General features: G+C 71.8%; 21 protein-coding genes. 15 read left to right on the top strand and 6 right to left on the bottom strand.

What is annotated here, in order from left to right; all coding sequences use genetic code 11:
- Positions 1-142 precede the first annotated feature (142 nt).
- Positions 143-1,228: an FUSC family protein gene (locus V5E28_RS07395; RefSeq protein ID WP_336205641.1), complete on the top strand. Its 1,086-nt coding sequence runs from the start codon at positions 143-145 to the stop codon at positions 1,226-1,228.
- Here V5E28_RS07395 and V5E28_RS07390 read toward each other — a convergent pair.
- Positions 1,196-1,960 carry a cytochrome c oxidase assembly protein gene (locus tag V5E28_RS07390; RefSeq protein WP_336205640.1) on the bottom strand — a complete coding sequence of 255 codons (765 nt, stop codon included), beginning with the start codon at positions 1,958-1,960 and terminating at the stop codon, positions 1,196-1,198. The two genes, V5E28_RS07395 and V5E28_RS07390, sit on opposite strands and share 33 nt — an antisense overlap.
- Complete coding sequence (locus V5E28_RS07385; protein ID WP_336205639.1) at positions 1,957-2,466, bottom strand: DUF2243 domain-containing protein; 510 nt, start codon at positions 2,464-2,466, stop codon at positions 1,957-1,959. The genes V5E28_RS07390 and V5E28_RS07385 overlap by 4 nt, the downstream gene beginning before the upstream one ends.
- A 135-nt stretch (positions 2,467-2,601) precedes the next feature.
- Here V5E28_RS07385 and V5E28_RS07380 point away from each other — a divergent pair, with 135 nt between their 5' ends.
- Positions 2,602-2,763 (top strand): hypothetical protein, encoded by a 162-nt coding sequence (locus V5E28_RS07380; RefSeq protein WP_336205638.1) that lies wholly within the window; start codon positions 2,602-2,604, stop codon positions 2,761-2,763.
- A gap of 88 nt (positions 2,764-2,851) precedes the next feature.
- Positions 2,852-3,385 (top strand): SseB family protein, encoded by a 534-nt coding sequence (locus V5E28_RS07375; RefSeq protein ID WP_336205637.1) that lies wholly within the window; start codon positions 2,852-2,854, stop codon positions 3,383-3,385.
- Here the strand turns inward: V5E28_RS07375 and V5E28_RS07370 are convergent.
- Positions 3,378-3,599 carry a hypothetical protein gene (locus V5E28_RS07370; RefSeq protein ID WP_336205636.1) on the bottom strand — a complete coding sequence of 74 codons (222 nt, stop codon included), beginning with the start codon at positions 3,597-3,599 and terminating at the stop codon, positions 3,378-3,380. The genes V5E28_RS07375 and V5E28_RS07370 overlap by 8 nt on opposite strands.
- Before the next feature lie 120 nt (positions 3,600-3,719).
- On the opposite strand from V5E28_RS07370, the gene V5E28_RS07365 reads away from it, so the two are divergent.
- From V5E28_RS07365 to V5E28_RS07345, 5 genes are all read left to right on the top strand, one after another.
- Positions 3,720-4,355: a prepilin peptidase gene (locus tag V5E28_RS07365; protein WP_336205635.1), complete on the top strand. Its 636-nt coding sequence runs from the start codon at positions 3,720-3,722 to the stop codon at positions 4,353-4,355.
- 44 nt (positions 4,356-4,399) lie between these two features.
- A complete protein-coding gene (gene aroC, locus V5E28_RS07360) occupies positions 4,400-5,581 on the top strand; it encodes a chorismate synthase (protein ID WP_336205634.1) in 1,182 nt (393 codons plus the stop codon).
- The gene (locus V5E28_RS07355; protein ID WP_336205633.1) at positions 5,578-6,093 is read left to right on the top strand and encodes a shikimate kinase; all 516 of its coding nucleotides are present in this window, start codon (positions 5,578-5,580) and stop codon (positions 6,091-6,093) included. The genes aroC and V5E28_RS07355 overlap by 4 nt, the downstream gene beginning before the upstream one ends.
- Complete coding sequence (gene aroB / locus V5E28_RS07350) at positions 6,090-7,166, top strand: 3-dehydroquinate synthase (RefSeq protein ID WP_336205632.1); 1,077 nt, start codon at positions 6,090-6,092, stop codon at positions 7,164-7,166. The genes V5E28_RS07355 and aroB overlap by 4 nt, the downstream gene beginning before the upstream one ends.
- 133 nt (positions 7,167-7,299) lie before the next feature.
- Complete coding sequence (locus tag V5E28_RS07345; protein WP_336205631.1) at positions 7,300-8,058, top strand: SGNH/GDSL hydrolase family protein; 759 nt, start codon at positions 7,300-7,302, stop codon at positions 8,056-8,058.
- Between the two features lie 89 nt (positions 8,059-8,147).
- Here V5E28_RS07345 and V5E28_RS07340 read toward each other — a convergent pair whose 3' ends face one another.
- Positions 8,148-8,273 (bottom strand): hypothetical protein, encoded by a 126-nt coding sequence (locus tag V5E28_RS07340; protein ID WP_336205630.1) that lies wholly within the window; start codon positions 8,271-8,273, stop codon positions 8,148-8,150.
- Between the two features lie 12 nt (positions 8,274-8,285).
- Entirely contained in the window at positions 8,286-10,277 is a 1,992-nt protein-coding gene (locus V5E28_RS07335) for an ATP-dependent DNA helicase (protein ID WP_442945784.1), read from the bottom strand.
- A gap of 225 nt (positions 10,278-10,502) precedes the next feature.
- Between V5E28_RS07335 and V5E28_RS07330 the strand changes: the two genes are divergently transcribed.
- Positions 10,503-11,801, top strand: coding sequence for a hypothetical protein (locus V5E28_RS07330; RefSeq protein ID WP_336205628.1), 1,299 nt, complete (start codon positions 10,503-10,505; stop codon positions 11,799-11,801).
- Between the two features lie 91 nt (positions 11,802-11,892).
- A complete protein-coding gene (locus V5E28_RS07325; RefSeq protein WP_336205627.1) occupies positions 11,893-13,461 on the top strand; it encodes a Na+/H+ antiporter in 1,569 nt (522 codons plus the stop codon).
- Here V5E28_RS07325 and V5E28_RS07320 read toward each other — a convergent pair.
- Positions 13,458-13,715: a UBP-type zinc finger domain-containing protein gene (locus V5E28_RS07320; protein ID WP_336205626.1), complete on the bottom strand. Its 258-nt coding sequence runs from the start codon at positions 13,713-13,715 to the stop codon at positions 13,458-13,460. The two genes, V5E28_RS07325 and V5E28_RS07320, sit on opposite strands and share 4 nt — an antisense overlap.
- Before the next feature lie 119 nt (positions 13,716-13,834).
- Here V5E28_RS07320 and V5E28_RS07315 point away from each other — a divergent pair, with 119 nt between their 5' ends.
- From V5E28_RS07315 to V5E28_RS07295, 5 genes are read left to right on the top strand one after another with little or no spacing between them, the layout of a single operon-like run.
- Positions 13,835-14,596, top strand: coding sequence for an ABC transporter ATP-binding protein (locus V5E28_RS07315; RefSeq protein ID WP_336205625.1), 762 nt, complete (start codon positions 13,835-13,837; stop codon positions 14,594-14,596).
- Positions 14,593-15,363, top strand: a complete 771-nt coding sequence (locus V5E28_RS07310; protein WP_336205624.1) for an ABC transporter ATP-binding protein — start codon at positions 14,593-14,595, stop codon at positions 15,361-15,363. Before V5E28_RS07315 ends, V5E28_RS07310 begins: the two co-directional genes overlap by 4 nt.
- Positions 15,360-17,186: an AMP-dependent synthetase/ligase gene (locus V5E28_RS07305; protein WP_336205623.1), complete on the top strand. Its 1,827-nt coding sequence runs from the start codon at positions 15,360-15,362 to the stop codon at positions 17,184-17,186. Before V5E28_RS07310 ends, V5E28_RS07305 begins: the two co-directional genes overlap by 4 nt.
- The gene (locus V5E28_RS07300; RefSeq protein WP_336205622.1) at positions 17,183-18,070 is read left to right on the top strand and encodes a branched-chain amino acid ABC transporter permease; all 888 of its coding nucleotides are present in this window, start codon (positions 17,183-17,185) and stop codon (positions 18,068-18,070) included. Before V5E28_RS07305 ends, V5E28_RS07300 begins: the two co-directional genes overlap by 4 nt.
- Positions 18,067-19,212 (top strand): branched-chain amino acid ABC transporter permease, encoded by a 1,146-nt coding sequence (locus V5E28_RS07295; protein ID WP_336205621.1) that lies wholly within the window; start codon positions 18,067-18,069, stop codon positions 19,210-19,212. The genes V5E28_RS07300 and V5E28_RS07295 overlap by 4 nt, the downstream gene beginning before the upstream one ends.
- Positions 19,213-19,216 lie beyond the last annotated feature (4 nt).

Genomic DNA, 19,216 nt, shown 5'->3' with positions numbered 1-19,216 from the left:
CAATAGGGCCCGATCTCGTACGGGAGGCCGACGTGGTTTCCGATTGAAGTGGTCTTGAACGTGGTAGATGGCAGTACCGGACGGTATGTCCTCTATGGATGGTGTGACCGTAATGTCATAAAGATCCGCCAAGGTGGGAAGTGTGGGAACGAAGCTCGGCGATCACATGCGGGAGCGGTTGGGGACGTTCGGGCTGGTGGCTCCCTCGATCGCGCAGTGCGCCGTGGGCTCCGGGGTGGCGTGGCTGATCGCCACGCAGCTGCTCGGCCACGCGCGCCCCTTCTTCGCGCCGATCGCGGTGCTCATCAGTGTCGGCATCGGCCTCGGTCAGCGGCTGCGCCGGGTGGCCGAGCTGGTGGTGGGCGTCAGCGTCGGCGTCGGCGTCGGCGACCTCCTGGTCACCCGGATCGGCTCGGGCGCCTGGCAGATCGCCCTGGTCGTGGGGCTGGCGATGATCACCGCCGTGCTGCTGGACAGCGGGGCGCTGTTCGTGGCGCAGGTCGCCTCGTCGGCCGTGCTGGTCGTGGCGGTGCTGCCGGGCGACGACTCGGGCGGGCTCGACCGGATGCTCGACGCGCTCACCGGAGGCGTCGTGGGCCTCGCGGCGGTGGCGCTGATGCCCGCCAGCCCGCTCACGCTCGCCGCCAAGCACGCCTCGGGAGTGCTCGACGCCCTGTCCACGGCGCTGGAGCAGGCCGCCGAGGCGATCGAGAAGCGCGACGCCGACCTGGCCGCCGCGGCCCTGGAGGAGGCGCGCGGCACCCAGTCCGCGGTCGAGGAGTTCGCGCGGGCGCTGGAGACCAGCAAGGAGATCATCATGATCTCCCCGATGCACTGGCACCGCCGCGCCAGGCTGGCCAGGTACGAGACGGCGGCCGAGCCGGTGGACCACGCGCTCAGGAACGCCCGGGTGCTGGCCCGCCGCACCCTGGCCGCGCTGGGGGAGGAACACCCGCCGCCGCCGTCGCTGGCCGACTCGCTGCGCGAGGTGTCGGAGGCGGCACTGCTGCTCCAGCTCGAACTGGGGGCCGGCCGGGAGCCCGTCCTCGCCAGGCAGGCCCTGCTGGCCGTGGCCACCCGGCAGCGGCCCGAGCGGGTCGGCTTCTCAGCCGGCGTGATCGTGGCCCAGCTGCGGTCGATCGTCGTCGACCTGCTCAGAGCCACCGGTGCCGGTCACGAGGAGACCGTGACCGCCCTACCCCCGGTGGACGGCCCGGCGCCCGGATGACGGCCGCCAGCCGATGACCAGGGCCAGCACGAGGAGCAGCTCGGCCACGTTGCCGCCGTAGCGCATGATCTCGCCCGCGCCATGCAGCTGCTCGGGGGGCGCGGGCACGTACAGGCCGGCGCCCGCGTACATGAGCTGCGACAGCGTCAGGTGCACCGCGACGAACACGCCCAGCACGACCAGCCGCGTCGGCACCGACGGGCGGTGCGGGGCCGGATCCGGGCCCGCGATCACGTACGCGAACAGGTAACCGGCCAGCAGCACGTGCACGTGCAACAGCGGATTGCCGGCGAGCACTCCGTACAGCGGCGTGCAGTAGAGCAGCACCAGCGAGCCCACGGTGAAGACCAGCGCCATGCCCGGGCTCGACAGCACCTGCAGGACGCGCAGGCGCAGCAGCGCGGTGATGCGCCGGCCATGGGCGGGAGGCAGCGTGCGCAGCAGCAGCGTGATCGGCGCCCCGAGCGCCAGGCCCAGCGGCGCCAGCATGCCGATGAGCAGGTACTGCAGCATGTGCCCGCGGAAGTCCGTCGCGGCCAGTGCCGCCACCGGCCCCGTCAGGGCGGCCACCAGCAGGGCGCAGCCGGCCAGGAACGCCGCGATCCGGCCGAGCCCCCACCCTCTGGCCCCTCGCCGCTCCCGCAGGGCCAGCACCAGGTAGCCGGCGGCGACCAGGGCGACGGCCACCAGGACCGCCATCGTCACCGGGTGGGCGCCGTGCCCGTGCGTCATGGCTCGCGGCACGGTTCGGCCTCGGCACCGCCACGTCGCAGCAGCCACCCCCCGGCGACCAGCAGGGTGCCCAACAGCAGGAAGCCCGCGTCCCACCACAGCTGGTCCGGCCCCGTACGCACATGGTGGATGCCGGGCACCTGGCGGCCGACGGCGCACTCCACCAGGGTGAACAGCCCCCAGCCGATGAGCATCCAGCCCCACAGCGACCGCGAGGACCACAGCCGCTCGCGCGAGCGGGTGACGCGCGAGTAGAGCAGGCCCAGCCCGATCAGCGTGGCCAGCCAGGCGAGCGCGTGGAAGAGCCCGTCCCACACCGTGTTCATCCGCGGCACGGACGCGGCGTTGACGGTGGCGGGACCGGCGCCGGACAGCACGTGGTGCCATCGCAGGATCTGGTGCAGCACGACGCCGTCGGCGAACCCGCCGAGGCCCACTCCCAGGAGCGCGCCGGGCAGCGCGATCCGCCGTCGTGTGGGCTGCTCCCGCTCGGCCGCGGTCGTCATCACGCGCCCCCTCTCCGGCCCGGTGTCACCTACGGCACGACCACCCTGGCAAATGGCGCGGGCAAGGCGTGGTTTGCCCGGTTAGTGTCGGGTAAAGGACGTCATCACAGCCCTGACCAGGAAGGATGCCGTACGATGAGCACGCCCGACGAGAACCGGCCCAAGACCGACACCGAGCCCCTGCTGGACGCGAACGCCGACGACCAGGAGCCCGTCGAGGAGCCCAGGACACCCGGTCGCGCGGCGATGGAGCAGGCACTGAGGGAATCAGGCAAGAAACTGGACGACCTCACCTAGCGGCGGACGGCTCACCGGCTCGTGGATCCAGACGTCACTTCCGGCCCGTGACAGGGGGCGGGGTGGGGCGCGGGTAGTCTCGGGCGTTGTGCCGAGCATTCCCCAGCCTCTCGACCCCGCCGACGACGGCGGTGCCGCCCCCGCCGTGACCGCCGCGCTCGCCGCCTACCAGGACGGGACGGCCGGCCCGGACCAGGTGCTCGGCGCGCTCAGCGGCGCCCGGCTGCTCGTCCCCGTCGTGGCCATGCTGACCGAGTCCGAGGTGGGCGCGCACGGGCTGCGGCAGGAGAAGGAGAGCGAGATGGCGCTGCCCAAGCTCGTCGGCCAGGACGGCAGGCAGGCTGTGCTCGCCTTCACCGGCACCGACGCGCTGACCAGGTGGCGTCCCGACGCGCGGCCCATCCAGGCGACCGCGCTGCAGGTGTGCCAGGCGGCCGTCGCCGAGCAGGCGGCGGCCGTGGTGGTGGACGTGGCCGGGCCGGTGCCGTTCGTCATCGAGAGCGAGGTGCTGCGGGCGCTGGCGGCGATCGAGTCGGGCGACCTCGATCGGCTCTCCGGCGTCACCGTCGCCCGGATGGAGCCCGTCAGGAAGCGGCGCTGGTTCTCCAGAAGGCTCACCTGACCGTCGGCTCCCAGGCGTTGACGGCCCTGTTGGCCAGGGCGTGGACGAGGTTGACGGTGACGATCGCCGGGGCGACCACGGCGACGAACCCGTCAAGCGAGCGTTCGAAGACCAGCGCCAGGTGCACGCGGTCCATGGCCGGCGCGCGCGAGACGCTGTACTCCTCGCCTTCGATGTACCAGGCCAGGATCTCCAGCAGCACGGGAACCAGCACGAACGTCGCGATGACAACGGCAATCCTTGCCTATTTATCCCGGGTCACGCGGAAAGTGTCTGTCGGGCGCGTATGTCGCCGCAATAGCGCCACATCCGGGCCGCACGTAGAGTCTGCCCCGTGCTAGCACTGCTGGCGGTCCTCGGCCTCGTCGCCGGCCGCTATGTCAGGACCCTGGCCGGCGCGTTCGGCCCCGACCCCGCCGACACGCGGGCCGAGGCCCGCGCCGCCCTCCGCTCCGTCCTGCGCACGGTGCCCGTCCCGGCCTGGCCGCCGGCCTTCGAGCTGGCCACCGCCGCCGTCACCGTGCTCGTCGCGTGGCGCGCGGGTCTGCCGTACGTGTACTTCGCGCTGGCCGGCACCGCGCTGGCCGCCATCGACTGGCGCACCACCCGCCTGCCCGACGTGATCACCCTGCCGTCGTACCCGATACTCGCGCTCACCCTGCTATCCACCGGAGAGCTGCCCAGGGCGCTGCTCGGCGGGCTCGCCCTGGCCGCGCTCTACGGCGTGCTCTGGCTTGTCAGGCCCGCCGACCTGGGCCTCGGCGACGTCAAGCTCGCCGGGCTGATCGGCATGGCGGCCGCGGCGCTGAGCTGGCAGGCATGGACCGTCGCCGCGCTCGGCGGGCAGCTGCTCGGCGCCCTCTACGCCGTCCTCCTGCTGGTCACCCGTCGGGGCACGCGCCACAGCCAGTTCCCGTTCGGGCCGTTCATGCTGCTCGGCGCGCTCACGGCGCTCTGTCTCGGCAGGTGAACGGCCGGACATCGCACTAGGCCGCACGTGGAAGACTTGTAGGCATGTTGCGCTGGTTGACCGCCGGAGAGTCCCACGGCCCCGAGCTCGTTGCCATCCTCGAGGGCCTGCCCGCCGGGGTCCAGGTGACCACGGCCGCCATCGACGAGGCCCTGCGCCGTCGCCGCCTCGGCTATGGGCGCGGCGCCCGGATGAAGTTCGAGCAGGACCAGGTCACCATCTCCGGCGGAGTCCGCCACGGCCGCACCATGGGCAGCCCGGTCGCCGTCCGCATCGGCAACACCGAGTGGCCCAAGTGGGAGAAGGTCATGGCGGCCGACCCGGTCGACCCGGAGGAGCTGGAGGGCCTGGCCCGCAACGCCCCGCGCTCGCGCCCCCGCCCCGGCCACGCGGACCTGGCCGGGATGCAGAAATACGGGTTCGACGACGCCCGCCAGGTGCTCGACCGGGCCAGCGCCCGCGAGACGGCCGCCCGCGTCGCGCTCGGCGAGGTCGCCAGGCGCTTCCTCAAGCAGGCGCTCGGCGTCGACATCGTCAGCCACGTCACCGCCATCGGCGGCGCCCGTACCCCCACCGAGGACCTGCCCGGGCCCGGCGACCTGGCCAGGATCGACGCCGACCCCGTCAGATGCGCCGACGCCGCGGGCAGCGCCGCCATGGTCGAGGTGATCGACCGGGCCCACAAGGACGGTGACACGCTGGGCGGCGTCGTCGAGGTGCTCGCCTTCGGCCTGCCGCCCGGCCTCGGCAGCTACACGCACTGGGACCGCCGCCTCGACTCCCGCCTCGCCGGCGCCCTCATGGGCATCCAGGCGATCAAGGGCGTGGCGGTCGGCGACGGTTTCGAGACCGCGCACCGGCCCGGCTCGCGCGCCCACGACGAGATCGAGTACACCAGCGAGGACGGCGTCAAGCGCATCACCAACCGAGCGGGCGGCGTCGAGGGCGGCATGACCAACGGCGAGATCCTGCGCGTCTCCGCCGCGATGAAGCCCATCTCGACCGTGCCCAGGGCACTGGCCACCATCGACGTCAAGACCGGCGAGGCGGCCAAGGCACACCACGAGCGCTCCGACGTGTGCGCCGTCCCGGCGGCCGGCGTCGTCGCCGAGGCCATGGTCGCGCTGGTGCTGGCCGACGCGGCGCTCGAGAAGTTCGGTGGCGACTCCGTCGAGGAAGTCGCCCGTAACCTGTCCGGCTACCTCTCATCGATGGTGATCAAATGACCGACGGACCGATGCCTGTCGCCGTCCTGATCGGCCCGCCCGGGTCCGGCAAGACCACTCTCGGCCGCCTGCTCGCCGGGCGGCTCGGCGTCACCTTCCGTGACACCGACGCCGACGTGGAGGCCGTCGCGGGCAAGCCCGTCGGCGACATCTTCATCGAGGACGGCGAGGCCAGGTTCCGCGAGCTGGAGCTCGCGGCCGTGCGGCAGGCGCTGCGCGAGCACGACGGCGTCCTGTCGCTCGGCGGCGGCGCCGTGCTGCACGAGGAGACGCAGGCCCTGCTCGCCGGCCACACCGTCGTCTACCTGCAGGTGGGCCTGGCCGACGCGGTCGCCAGGGTCGGCCTCAACTCCGCCAGGCCACTGCTCGTGCTCAACCCGCGCAGCCAGCTGAAGAAGCTGATGGAGGAGCGGCGGCCCATCTACGAGCGGCTGGCCGTCCTCACGATCGTGACCGACAAGCGGGAGGCCGCAGAGCTGGCCGACGAGATCGTCAAGGGGCTGGGCGCGTGACCGCGACGAGGATCGCCGTGCGCGGCGACAGCCCCTACGAGGTCGTGGTCGGCACCGGCGTGCTCGGCGAGCTGCCCGGTCTGCTCAAGCCCGGCGTGCGCACCGTCGCCGTGATCCACCCGGCGAGCCTGCCGGAGATCTCCCGCCCGATCTGCGCCGCCCTGTCCGACGCCGGCCACGACGTGGTGGCGCTGCCGGTGCCCGACGGCGAGCAGGCCAAGACCGTCGAGGTGGCCGCGCAGCTCTGGTCGGCGCTCGGCCGCTACGGCGTGACCCGCTCCGACGCCGTCGTCGGCGTCGGCGGGGGAGCGACCACCGACCTGGCCGGCTTCATCGCCGCCACCTGGCTGCGCGGCGTCCAGGTCGTGCTCGTCCCCACCACGCTGCTCGCCATGGTCGACGCGGCCGTCGGCGGCAAGAACGGCATCGACACCCCCGAGGGCAAGAACCTCGTCGGCACCTTCCTGCCCCCGGCCGGAGTGCTGTGCGACCTGGCGACGCTGTCCAGCATGCCGCGCGCCGACTACGTCGCCGGGCTCGCCGAGATCATCAAGGGCGGCTTCATCGCCGACCCGACGATCCTCACGCTCATCGAGGAGGATCCCGACGCCGCCACCAGGCCCGACGGCAGGCACACCCGGGAGCTCGTCGAGCGCAAGATCCAGGTCAAGGCCGACGTCGTCGGCGCCGACCTGCGCGAGGCGGGGCTGCGCGAGATCCTCAACTACGGCCACACGCTCGCCCACGCCATCGAGCGGGCCGAGAGCTACCAGATGCGCCACGGCGAGGCCGTCGCCATCGGCATGGTGTTCGCCGCGGAGCTGTCCAGGCTCGACGGCCGCGTCGGGGCCGACCTCGTCGACCGCACCCGATCCATCCTGACCGCGGTCGGCCTGCCCACCACCTACCACCCGTCGGCCTGGTCGCAGCTGCGCGACCACATGCGCCTGGACAAGAAGAACCGGGGCGCCAAGCAGCGCTTCGTCGTCCTCGACGGCCTTGCCAGGCCCGGCCGCCTGGAGGACCCGTCCGAGGAGCTCCTCGAAGCCGCCTACCGGGCGGTAACCGGATGAGCCGCGGTCTCGAGTCGAGATCGCGCGAAGAGTTGGCGCGCGCCGTCGGGGTGGCGGCGGGCGCCGGCGCGGGTTACCCACTACAGTCGTGGCCCACGCCGCAGCACCCGAACGCGGAGATGAACAGCAGGTCATGAGGCATTACGGCTCCTTCGTGGCCCTCGGTGACAGTTTCACCGAAGGTCTCAACGACCCCGGCACCAACGGCCACTACCGAGGCTGGGCCGACCGGGTCGCAGAACGGCTCGCACTGGACGACTCGTCGTTCCGCTACGCCAACCTCGCGGTGCGCGGCAAGCTGCTCGACCAGATCGTCGCCGAGCAGGTCCCGCTCGCCGCCCAGATGGCTCCCGACCTGGTCAGCCTCTGCGCCGGCGGCAACGACCTGCTGCGTCCCGGCACCGACCCGGACGTGATGGCGAAGACGCTGGCCGCGGCCGTCCGCGAGCTGCGCTCCAGCGGCGCCGACGTGCTGCTCTTCACCGGCGTCGACCCGCGCGACATGCCGTTGATGCGCCGGCTGCGCGGCCGCTTCGCGACCTTCTACCTGCACGTACGCTCCATCGCCGACCTGTACGGATGCCGCCTGGTGGACCAGTGGTCGATGCAGGGCCTGCGCGACTGGCGCGCCTGGAGCGAGGATCGCCTTCACATGAACGCCGACGGTCACCGTCTGGTGGCCGCCAGGGTCCTCGACGTCCTGGGCGTGCCGTTCGACGACTGGCACAAGGTGTGGCCGGACAGGACCGTCGACCCCCGCGCCAGGCGCCGCGAGGACGCCCAGTGGATGCGCGAGCACCTGGTGCCCTGGATGAGCCGCCGCCTCCGCGGCATCTCCTCAGGAGACGGGCTGACCCCCAAGCGCCCCGAGCTCTCCCACTGGGACTCCTGACCACCCGCCCGGCATGAGAGCGGGTGGGCGCACGCGTCCACGGCTCTCGTCCGAACACGGGGCCGGGCGGAAGGTCCCGACCTCACCCCTCAGCCGGTGAGGCAGGCGCCGTCACGGCGCGCGGCCACCCTCCTGGGGCCCACGCCCCGCGGGATGCAGGCGGCCGGTCCCCCCTTGGCCGTGTCGTAGGAGAGGGCGAAGTCGTCAGCGCGCACGGGGAGAGGGTTTCACGACTCGGAAGCGAGCCGTTTGAGCGCGGCGCGGGGGATGGCCGGGTCGGTGGTGCGCCAGAACGGCGGCAGGGAGCCCAGCAGGAAGCCGCTGTAGCGGGCGGTGGCCAGCCTGGGGTCCAGGACCGCGATGACGCCCTTGTCGTCCTGGGAGCGCAGGAGACGGCCGGTGCCCTGGGCGAGGAGGAGGGCGGCGTGGGTGGCGGCCACGGTCATGAACCCGTTGCCGCCCTTGGCCGCCACGTGGCGCTGCCTCGCCGAGGTGAGCGGGTCGTCGGGCCGGGGGAAGGGCACGCGGTCGATGATGACCAGGCGCAGCGAGGGGCCGGGGACGTCCACGCCCTGCCAGAGGGACAGGGTGCCGAACAGGCAGGTCTCGTCGTCCTCGGCGAACTGCTTGACCAGCAGCATGGTGGAGTCGTCGCCCTGGCAGAGCAGGGGCACCTTGAGGCGGTCGCGCAGAGCCTCGGTGGCGGCCTTGGCGGCCCGCATGGAGGAGAACAGGCCGAGGGTGCGGCCGCCGGCCGCCTCGATCAGCTCGGCGATCTCGTCGAGGTAGGCCTCCGGGAGGCCGTCGCGGCCCGGCTGGGGAAGGTGCTTGGCGACGTAGAGGATGCCGGCGCGCGGGTGGTCGAAGGGGGAGCCGACGTCCATGCCCTGCCAGCCCTTGTCGCCGAGGCCCCACTGCCGCGCCATGCCGTCGAACGTGCCGCCGAGCGCCAGCGTGGCCGAGGTGAGGACCACGGTGCGGTCGCCGAAGAGCTTGTCGCGCAGCATGCCGCCCACGTTGAGCGGGGCGACGCGCAGCATCGGCGGGCGCCGGTCGGTGGCGCCCTCCAGCCAGACGACCTCGGACCGGTCGGTCTCGGAGGCGTGGCCGAAGGCCTCCAGCATGCGCACCGCGGTGTCGTGCACCTCGTCCAAGGCGGTGAACGCGGCCTTGCGCTGGCCCGCCTTGTCGGGATCGTCCTTGTCGCCGCCACGCGGCCCGAGCGCGGTCAGGCAGCGGGCCGCGCTGTCGCGCACCAGCGCGAGCGTCAGGCCGAGGACCTCCGGCAGCTCGTCGACGCGTCCGGGCGGGGCCGCGGCCAGCAGCGCCTTGAGGTCCTCGCCGGCCTCCATGAGCTGGTCGGCGACGGGCTGGTCGATCAGGCGGCCGACGCGCCGCACGGCGAGCGAGACGGAGCTCTCCGACAGCTCGCCGGTCACCACCGAGGTCACCCGGTCGACGAGCTCGTGCGCCTCGTCGACGACCACGACCTCGTGCTCGGGCAGGATCGGCAGATCACCCATCGCGTCGATCGCCAGCAGCGCGTGGTTGGTGACGACCACGTCGACCTCGCCGGCCCGTGCCCTGGCCAGCTCGGCGAAGCACTCCGGGCCGCTCGGGCAGCGGCTGGCGCCCAGGCACTCCTGGGCGCTCACCGAGAACTGCCGCCAGGCCGGCTCGGAGACGCCGGGCACCAGCTCGTCGCGGTCGCCGGTCTCGGTCTCCTCCGCCCACTCCTGGATGCGCTGCACCATCCGCCCGGTCGCGCTGACCTCGCGCGGGTCGAAGAGCTGGTCCTGCTCGTCCTCCTCGGGCCAGCCGGCGGTCGCCTTGTAGCGGCACAGGTAGTTGCGGCGGCCCTTGAGGATGGCGAAGGTCGGCTCGTGCGGCAGCTCCTTGCCGAGCGCCTCGGAGAGCCTCGGCAGGTCGCGGTCGACGAGCTGGCGCTGCAGCGCGATCGTGGCCGTCGACACCACGACGGGGGTGTCGGTGTCCATGGCGTGCCGGATCGACGGCACGAGATAGGCCAGCGACTTGCCGGTGCCCGTGCCCGCCTGGACCGCCAGATGCTCCTCATCGTCGATGGCCTGCTGGACGGCCTTCACCATGGTGATCTGGCCCTGCCGTTCGCTCCCTCCGAGAGCGTCGACGGCGATGCTGAGCAGTGAGTCCGCGGTCGGGAGATGGGAGTCCGGCACGGCAGTAAACGCTACCCGCATTCCGGGGTCGCCGCGCCGAACGCCGAGTGATCGTCCATACGCATCCCGGCGTTCCCGGACCCCTCCGCCGGATCGCATGGCACACTGGCGATCGGAACTCCAACTGGTCAAGCGATCTTGCGTATGGGGCCAGGGGGGTCATAGGTGGGGATGGGAAGTCCGATTAAGTAGGGTTTTCCGGGGTTGAGTGGACGGATAAAGGCTGGTTAAAGCAGTATGTCTGCCATGTCGGAAGTTGTCCCGTTGCCGTCGTTCGGCGAAGTCTTCTTCGATGCCCGAGGTCAGGAGCGGTGCCTCCGGGTCACCTGGCACGAGGGCACCCTGGTGCTCAGCCTGTGGCGGGGAGAGATGTGCACCGCGAGCTTCCGCATGCCGATGGACGATGTCGGCCGGTTGCTCGACACCCTCGACGAGGGGTTCGCCGAGGCCACCGGCGAGCAGCCCGTCGTGCCCGCCCCAGAGCCCGGCACCGAGGTCTTCCCCGGCACCGGCCAGTATCAGCGGCCGCCGAATCCGCTGCAGCCGCCGCCCGACGAGCGGCCCACGGCCGCGCTGGCGCCCAACGACGTCCTGGTGGCCAGGGGCGCCCCGGCCCGCCAGGACAAGCTGGTGGCCTCCTACAGCGAGACGACCCCGCCGCGCGGGACGGCCGCGGCGCAGCGGCAGCCGTTCTCCGGTCCTCAGTACGCCGACCAGGGCGGCGGCGACCGCTACGGCGGCGGCCAGTACGCCGACCCGAGCCCCGCGGAGCCCTTCACGGGGCCGCAGTACGTCGACAGCGGCTACAGCGACCCGCTCTCGGGTCCGCACTATGTCCAGCAGCCCGCCGGCGCGCCGTTCACCGGACCTCAGTACGCCGAGGAGCAGCGCGCGAGCACGGGCGAGCCCGTCTACCAGATGCCCGGCGACAGGCGGCGGCAGGCGCCTCTGGCGACCGACCCGCTCGGCTTCCCCTCGCAGGCCCCCGACCCGTACCCGGCCGCCGACCCGTACCCGGCCCCCGACCCGTACCCGGCCCCCGACCCGTACCCGGCTGCCGACGGCTACCAGCCCGCCGAGACCTACCAGCCCGCGGACTCCTACCAGCCCGCCGAGACCTACCCCGCCCGCCAGGCGGAGCCGTACCCGTCCAGGCAGGGTGACTCCTACGGCGGGCAGGACCACTACGGGCAGCAGCCGCCCCCGCAGACCGGCGGGCAGGCCGCGGCCGGGCTCGGCACCCCGATGCACGGCATCCCTGGAGCGGGCCGGCGCCATGACCCCTTCCGTGACTCCTTCGCCGGCCAGGACGCCGGCTACGGGCAGAGCGCGACGTACGGCCAGGAGCGCTACGGCGCGGCGGACGGCCGCACCCCGCCCAACCCGGTCGACCCGCTGCTCGCGCTGGGCCAGCAGGCCGAGCCGTACCACCGGTCAGAGCCCGACATGACCCGCCCGTACGTGGGGGACCCGATGTTCTCCACCGGTGAGCGGCTGCGCCCCGAGCAGCAGTACGACGATCGGAGCGACCGCCGGGAGTGGTGATCTCCGGGCATTAGGCGTAGATCGCCCGCGTTTCCTACACTTGCCGCATCGTGGAGCCGCCTGGTTCCCCGGCACGAGTGGAGGAGCGCGGGTGAATCCGACTACGGGCCTGCAAATGTTGCTGCTCGCCGGTGGCGCGATCGCGGTCGCGGCGGTGGCGCGGCGCAAGGACTGGCCCGCCCCGTTGCTGCTGGTGGCCGCGGGACTGCTGGTGTCGCCGCTGATGCCGCCGGTGGCGCTGGATCCGGAGCTGGTGCTCTTCGTGTTCCTGCCGCCGCTGCTCTACTCGGCCGCCTTCGACAGCTCCTACCTGAGGCTGCGCGACGTCAGGCGGCCCGTGGCGCTGCTGTCGGTCGGCCTGGTGCTCTTCACCACCGCCGTGGTGGGGCTGGTCGTGCATCTGATGCTGCCCAACCTGCCGCTGGCGGCGGCGTTCGCGCTCGGGGCGATCATCGCGCCGCCCGACGCGGTGGCGGCCGTCGCCGTCGGCAGGAAACTCGGGCTGCCGCGCCGGACGCTGACGATCCTGATCGGCGAGAGCCTGTTCAACGACGCCACCGCGCTGACGGCCTACCGGGTGGCCATCGGTGCGGCAGTGGGCGGCTCGATCGATCTGTGGGAAGGCGCCAGGGAGTTCCTGGTCGCGGCGGCCGGCGGCGTGGCCATCGGGCTGGCGCTGGCCTTCGCCTTCGCCTGGCTGTTCCGCCACACCCGCGACTCGCTGGTCGAGAACACGCTGATGCTGCTGATCCCGTTCGCCGCCTACCTCGCGGCTGAGTCGGTGCACGCCTCCGGGGTGATCTCGGTGGTGATCGTCGGCCTCTACCTGGGCAACCAGATGCACCTGCGCGGGTTCGGCACCCGGCTGGTGTCGGACTCGGTGTGGAAGGTCAGCGACTTCTTCCTGGAGACGATCGTCTTCGCGCTGATCGGCCTGCAACTCGTCACGGTGGTCGGCGGCATCGTCGGCTACAAACCGTGGGAGGTCGTCCTCTACGCCGTGGTGGTCTTCCTGGTGACCGTCGGCGTGCGCTTCGTGTGGGTGTTCGCCGCCAGCTACATGCCACGCCTGTTCAACAGGAGCCATGTGGTGCCCCCGCCGCAGCAACTGGTCGTCGTCTCCTGGGCGGGCATGCGCGGCGTGGTCTCGCTGGCCGCGGCGTTCATCATCCCCGACATCCCCGACAGGGAGATGCTGCTGTTCCTCACGTTCACCACGGTGATCGCCACCCTGCTCGTGCAGGGCCTGACGTTCCCGGCCCTGATCAGGAGGCTCGGGGTGTCGAGCGAGCAGGAACGCTACGAGGACAAGCTGGCCGAGGCCTCCGCTCAGCAGGCCGCGCTGGAGGCCGGGCTGGCGGAGCTGGAGCGGCTCGCCAGTCAGGACGGCGAGTCGGACGAGATCCGCAGGCAGGTCATCGAGCAGCTCAAGGAGAAGTCCTGGCGCCGCTCGCTGACGGCCTGGGAAAGGCTGGGCGGCGGCACCGGGCAGGACGGCGCGGAGACGCCCAGCAGCCTCTACAGCAGGCTGCGCCGCGACATGCTCCAGGCCGAGCGGCAGGTGTTCGTCCGGCTACGCGACGAGCGCAGGCTGGACGACGAGGTGTTGCGCGAGATGATGGCCCAGCTCGACTTCGAGGAGGCCATGCTGGAGCGCTAGCCCATCTGGCTGTCGACGAAGCACCACCGCCAGGCCTCGTTGGGCTCGAACGACTGCACCACCGGATGGCTGGTGGCGTGGAAGTGCTTGGTCGCGTGCTTGCTGGGCGAGGAGTCGCAGCACCCGATGTGCCCGCACGCCAGGCAGCGTCGCAGGTGCACCCATCTGCCGCCGGCGGCGAGGCACTCCTCGCAGCCCTCGGGGGTCCGCGCCTGAGGATCGTCGGCTTTCGCAAGATGCTCACAGATAGTCATGGATCAATCCTAGAACTTCTCGCCACGCCTATTTTGGCTCGCCCTCTTGATGGGGGTCGAGGGACAGTGGACATTGTGGTCATCGGGGGTGACATAGACCACAATCTGAGGAGCCCCGCGTGCTTGAGGTTCGCAACCTCGAGGTCGTCTACGACGACGTGATGCTCGTGCTGCGCGGCGTGAGCCTCACCGTCCCCCCTGGCTCGATCGTGGCCCTGCTCGGCGCTAACGGCGCCGGCAAGACCACCCTGCTCCGCGCCCTGTCCGGGCTGCTGGACGTGCACGACGGCGAGATCACGAAGGGCTCGGTCCTGCTCGAAGGCGAGCCGATCCACCACCTCAAACCCGCCCAGATCGTACGGCGCGGCATCAGCCAGGTGATGGAGGGCCGCCGCATCCTGGCCGAGCTGACCGTGGAGGAGAACCTCCGGGTCGGCGGCCACACCGCCCGCACCTCCCACCTGGACCGCGTCTACGACCTGTTCCCCCTGCTGCGGGAGCGGCGCAGGAACGTGTCCGGCTACCTGTCCGGCGGCGAGCAGCAGATGCTGGCGGTCGGCCGCGCCCTCATGGCCGGGCCCCGCTACCTCCTGCTGGACGAGCCCAGCCTGGGCCTCGCCCCCACGCTGGTGGCCCAGATCCGCGACCTCATCGTCGAGATCAACAACCAGGGCACCACGGTCCTGCTCGTGGAGCAGAACGCCACCATGGCCCTGTCCATCGCAGACCACGGCTACGTCATGGAGACCGGCAAGATCGTGATGGACAAGCCGTCCGCCGAGCTGCTGGCCGACGAGGACATCAAGGAGTTCTACCTCGGGGCCGTCCGATCCTTCCGCGACATCAAGCACTACAAGCGCAGGAAGCGGTGGCTGTCGTGAGCCAGGCCATCCTGACCTTCGAGGACGTGCACCTGAGCTTCGCCGGCGTCAGGGCCGTCGCCGGCGTCTCCTTCGACGTCGGCCAGGCCGAGCTGCTCGCCCTCATCGGCCCCAACGGAGCGGGCAAGACCTCCGTCTTCAACATCCTGTCCGGCGTCTACCGGCCCGAGCGCGGCCGGGTCCGCTTCCTCGGCGAGGACCTGCTCACCCGCCGGCCGCACGAGATCGCCGCGATGGGCCTGGCCAGGACCTTCCAGAACGTCGAGCTGTTCCACAACCTGACCGTCCTGGACAACCTCATGCTCGGCCGCCACCACCACTTCCGCTACGGCGCGGCGGCCGCGCTGCTGTGGTACGGCAGGGCGCGGCGCGAGGAGCTGGCCGCCCGCGCCAGGGTGGAGGACATCATCGACTTCCTCGAACTGGAGGCCTGGCGCCGCCATCCCGTGCGGCTGCTGCCGTACGGGATCCAGAAACGGGTCGAGCTCGGCAGGGCGCTGGCCATGGAGCCCAGGCTGCTGCTGCTCGACGAGCCGGTCGCCGGGATGAACCTGGAGGAGACCGAGGACATGGCCAGGTACGTGCTCGACATCCGCGACGAGCTGGGCATCCCGGTGCTGCTCGTCGATCACGACATGGGGCTGGTCATGGACCTGGCCGACCGGGTGCTGGTGCTGGACTTCGGCCGCCCGGTGGCGCTCGGCACGCCGGCCGAGGTGCAGCGCGACCCCGCGGTCATCGAGGCCTACCTGGGAGGGACCGCATGAGCGTCACCATCGTGACGAGGGTCCGCGACCGCGCCCGAGAGACTCCCGAGGCGGTGGCGATGCGGCACAAGGACCTCGGCATCTGGCAGGAGGTCACCTGGGCCGCCTACTGGGAGCGGGTGGAGCTCGTCGCGCACGCGCTGCTCGCGCTCGGCGTCGAGCCCGGCGACCGGGTCGCCGTGCACTCCGAGAACCGGCCGGAATGGCTCTACTGCGACCTCGGCACGGTCGCCGTCAGGGGCATCACCGTCGGCCTCTACCCGACCAACCCGACCGCCGAGGTCGCCTACCTGCTGGCCGACTCCGGCGCCAAGATCCTCATCGCCGAGGACCAGGAGCAGGCCGACAAGGCCCTCGCGGTCATCGACGACTGCCCGGACCTGCGGCACGTGATCTATCTGGAGCCGCGCGGCATCCGCGGCCGCTACCCCGATCCGCGCCTGATGCCCTGGCCCGAGCTGCTGGAGCTGGGCGCCGCCCACCGCGCCGAGCATCCCGGCGCCGTCACCGGCCGGATGGCCGAAGCGGCCCCCGGCGACGTGATGACCCTCATCTACACCTCCGGCACCACCGGGCCGCCCAAGGGCGTGATGCTCACCGTGGGCAACGTCGAGTTCGCCGTCGAGACGCTCGTCCTGGGCGGCGGCTTCGCCTCGCCGCCTCCGTCGCCCCGCGACCAGACGCTGTCCTACCTGCCGCTCTGCCATGTCGCCGAGCGCGCCTTCACCGTCTGGTTCAACGCCGCCGCCGGCGTGCAGGTGAACTTCGCCGAGTCCATCGACACCGTCCAGGCCAACCTGCGCGAGGTACAGCCGACCATCCTGTTCGGGGTGCCCCGCATCTGGGAGAAGGTCCTGGCACAGGTCGACATCAGGCTCGAGTCGGCCTCGCCGGTCAAGCGGGCGGCGGGCCGGCTCTGGCTGCGCGTCGCCGACCGCCTCGGCGACACGCTGGTGCGCACCGGCGGCAGGCACACGCTGGGCACCCGCCTGACGTACGCGGTCGGCTGGGTGTTCTGCTACCGCTCGCTGCGCGAGCGGCTCGGCATGCGCCGCGTCCGCTACGCCGCCTCCGGCGCCGCGCCCATCGCGCCGGCCGTGCTCAAGTTCTACATGGGGATCGGCATCCCGATGCACGAGGTGTACGGCATGAGCGAGAACACCGCCATCGCCACGGCCAACCGCCCGGGCCGGGTGCGGCTCGGCACGGTCGGCGAGCCGCACCCGGGGGTCGAGCTGAGGATCGACGAGACCACCGGCGAGATCCTGACCAGGCACCCCGGCACCTTCGCCGGCTACTGGCGCAACCCGCGCGCCACCGCCGACGTGCTGGAGGCGGACGGCTGGCTGCACACCGGAGACGTGGGCGAGCTGGTCGACGGCGGCCACGTGCGGATCACCGACCGGATGAAGGACATCATCATCACCGCCGGCGGCAAGAACGTCGCGCCCAGCGAGATCGAGAACGCCCTGAAGGCCTCGCCGTACCTGAAGGAGGCCGTCGTCGTCGGCGACCAGCGTCCGCATCTCGTCGCGCTGATCGGCATCGAGCTGGACACGGTGGGGGAGTGGGCGCGGCGCCGCGGCCTGTCCTACACCACCTACCGCGACCTGTCGGACAGACCGGAGACCCGCGAGCTGGTCCAGCGCATCGTGGACGAGGTCAACACCCGCTTCGCCCGGGTCGAGCAGGTCAAGCGGTTCGCGTTCCTGCCCAAGGAGCTCGACCACGAGGACGGCGAGCTGACCGCCACCCAGAAGGTCAAGCGCGCCGCCATCGCCAAGCTGTTCGAGGACCTGGTGGAAGGGATGTACGCCCGGTGACAGGAGCGCTCGAGTCGATCATCAGAGGGCTGGGCAACGGCTCGGTCTACGCGCTGCTCGCGCTCGGTTTCGTGATCATCTACAAGGCCACCCGGGTGATCAGCTTCGCGCAGCCCGCGCTCATGCTGGCCGGGGCCGTGGCCGTCAGCCATCTGGCCGAGGTGACCGGCTTCTACCTCGCGGTGCTGCTGTCGGCGCTGCTCATCGCCGGGGTGGCGCTCGGCATCGAGCGGGTCGCGATCAGGCCCATGGTCGGCCGGCCGGTGTTCGTGGTGGCCATCATCACGCTCGGCATCGACGTGGTCGTGCGGGTGGTGGTCAACGGTTTCATCGGCAGGGACGTGCGCCAGGTGGGCGACCCGTGGGGATTCGGGCAGGTCACGCTCGGTCCGCTGGTGGTGCAGCAGCGCTGGCTGGCCATGCTGCTGACGACCGCGGTGCTGGTCGCGCTGCTGTTCGCGTTCTTCCGCCACACCAGGTACGGCCTGGCCATGCGGGCCGCGGCCGTCGACCAGGAGACCGCACTCGCCCAGGGCGTCTCGGTCGGCGCGGTGTTCGCGCTGTCGTGGGCGCTGGCCGGGTTCCTGGCGGCCATCGCCGGCATGTTCGTCGGCACCGGGCAGGGGATCGAGCAGATGACCTGGGTCGTCGCGCTGAAGGCGCTGCCCGCGATCATCGTGGGCGGGCTCGACTCGCTCGGCGGCGCGGTCGTGGGCGGGCTGGTCATCGGCGTGGTCGAGTCGCTGTTCCAGTCCTACCAGGGCGACTTCGCGCCGTGGCTCGGGCAGAACTTCGCCGTCGTCTCGCCGTACGTGGTGATGCTGCTCGTCCTGCTGGTCAGGCCGTACGGGCTGTTCGGCACGAGGGAGGTCGAGCGGGTGTGACCCAGACGACCACCGGCATACCGGCCGGCCGGCCACGCCGCGTACGCGGGCGGCCACTCCTCTACACCTCCTACGCCCAGGACATGGCGCTGCTCGACACCCGGGCCAAACGCGTGTGGACGGGCCTGCTCGTGCTGCTGGCGTTCGCGCTGTCCGTGGTGGTCGCCGACTCCTCCCTGGAAGTGCTGGCCGGGGCGTACGTGCTGGCCATCGGGGCGATCGGGCTGAACATCGTCACCGGCTACGCCGGGCAGGTGTCGCTGGGGCACGCGTTCTTCGTCGCGATCGGCGCCTACACCGCCGCGGCCCTGTCCGGGCCGCCCGGCGGCGACAACCTCGGGTACGGCCTGGCCGAGATCTGGATCTGGCTGCCCGCCGCCGGGCTCGCCGCGGCGGCGGCCGGCGTGCTCGTGGCGCCGCTGGCCACCCGGCTGCGCGGGCTCTACCTGGCCATCGTCACGCTCGGTCTGGTCTTCCTCGGCGAGCACGTCTTCAAAGAGTGGAAGGAGCTCACCGGAGGCTTCGGGGTCGGACGCGAGGCCGCGGTCCCGCAGCTCTTCGGCACCCGCCTGGACCAGGACGGCGCGCTCGGCACCCGGGAGCAGCAGCTCTACCTGCTCATGCTGGTGCTGCTCATCGTCTTCGCCGTCGCCGCGCGCAACCTCGCCCGCTCGCGCGTCGGCCGGGCCTTCGCGGCGATCCGCGACCGCGACATCGCGGCCGCGGTCATCGGGGTGCCGCTCGCCCGGTACAAGGTGCTGGCGTTCGGCATCTCGTCGTTCTACGCGGGCTGCGCGGGCGGGCTGCTCTACACGATCTCCGGATACGTGGAGCCCAGCTCGTTCAGCCTGCTGCTGTCGGTGCAGTTCATCGCGATGGTCCTGATCGGCGGCGTCGCCACCGTGTCGGGGGCGATCGCCGGTGCGCTGTTCATCTCGCTGCTGCAGCCCCTGACCAGGGCGCTGCCCGCACTGGTGCCCGTCATCAGCGGTGACACCACCCAGACGCCCAACGTGTTCCAGGTCGAGACCGTGCTCTACGGCCTGCTGATCGTGCTGTTCCTGGTCTTCGAGCCGCGTGGCCTGTTCGGCCTGTGGATTCGCGCACAGAACTACTGGAAGTCCTGGCCTTTCTCGTACTAAGAAA

The sequence above is a fragment of the Nonomuraea sp. LPB2021202275-12-8 genome (assembly GCF_037044575.1).
Lineage (GTDB): Bacteria > Actinomycetota > Actinomycetes > Streptosporangiales > Streptosporangiaceae > Nonomuraea.
Note: the sequence above shows the minus strand (reverse complement) of the source record. Positions and strands in the feature narration are given on the sequence as shown.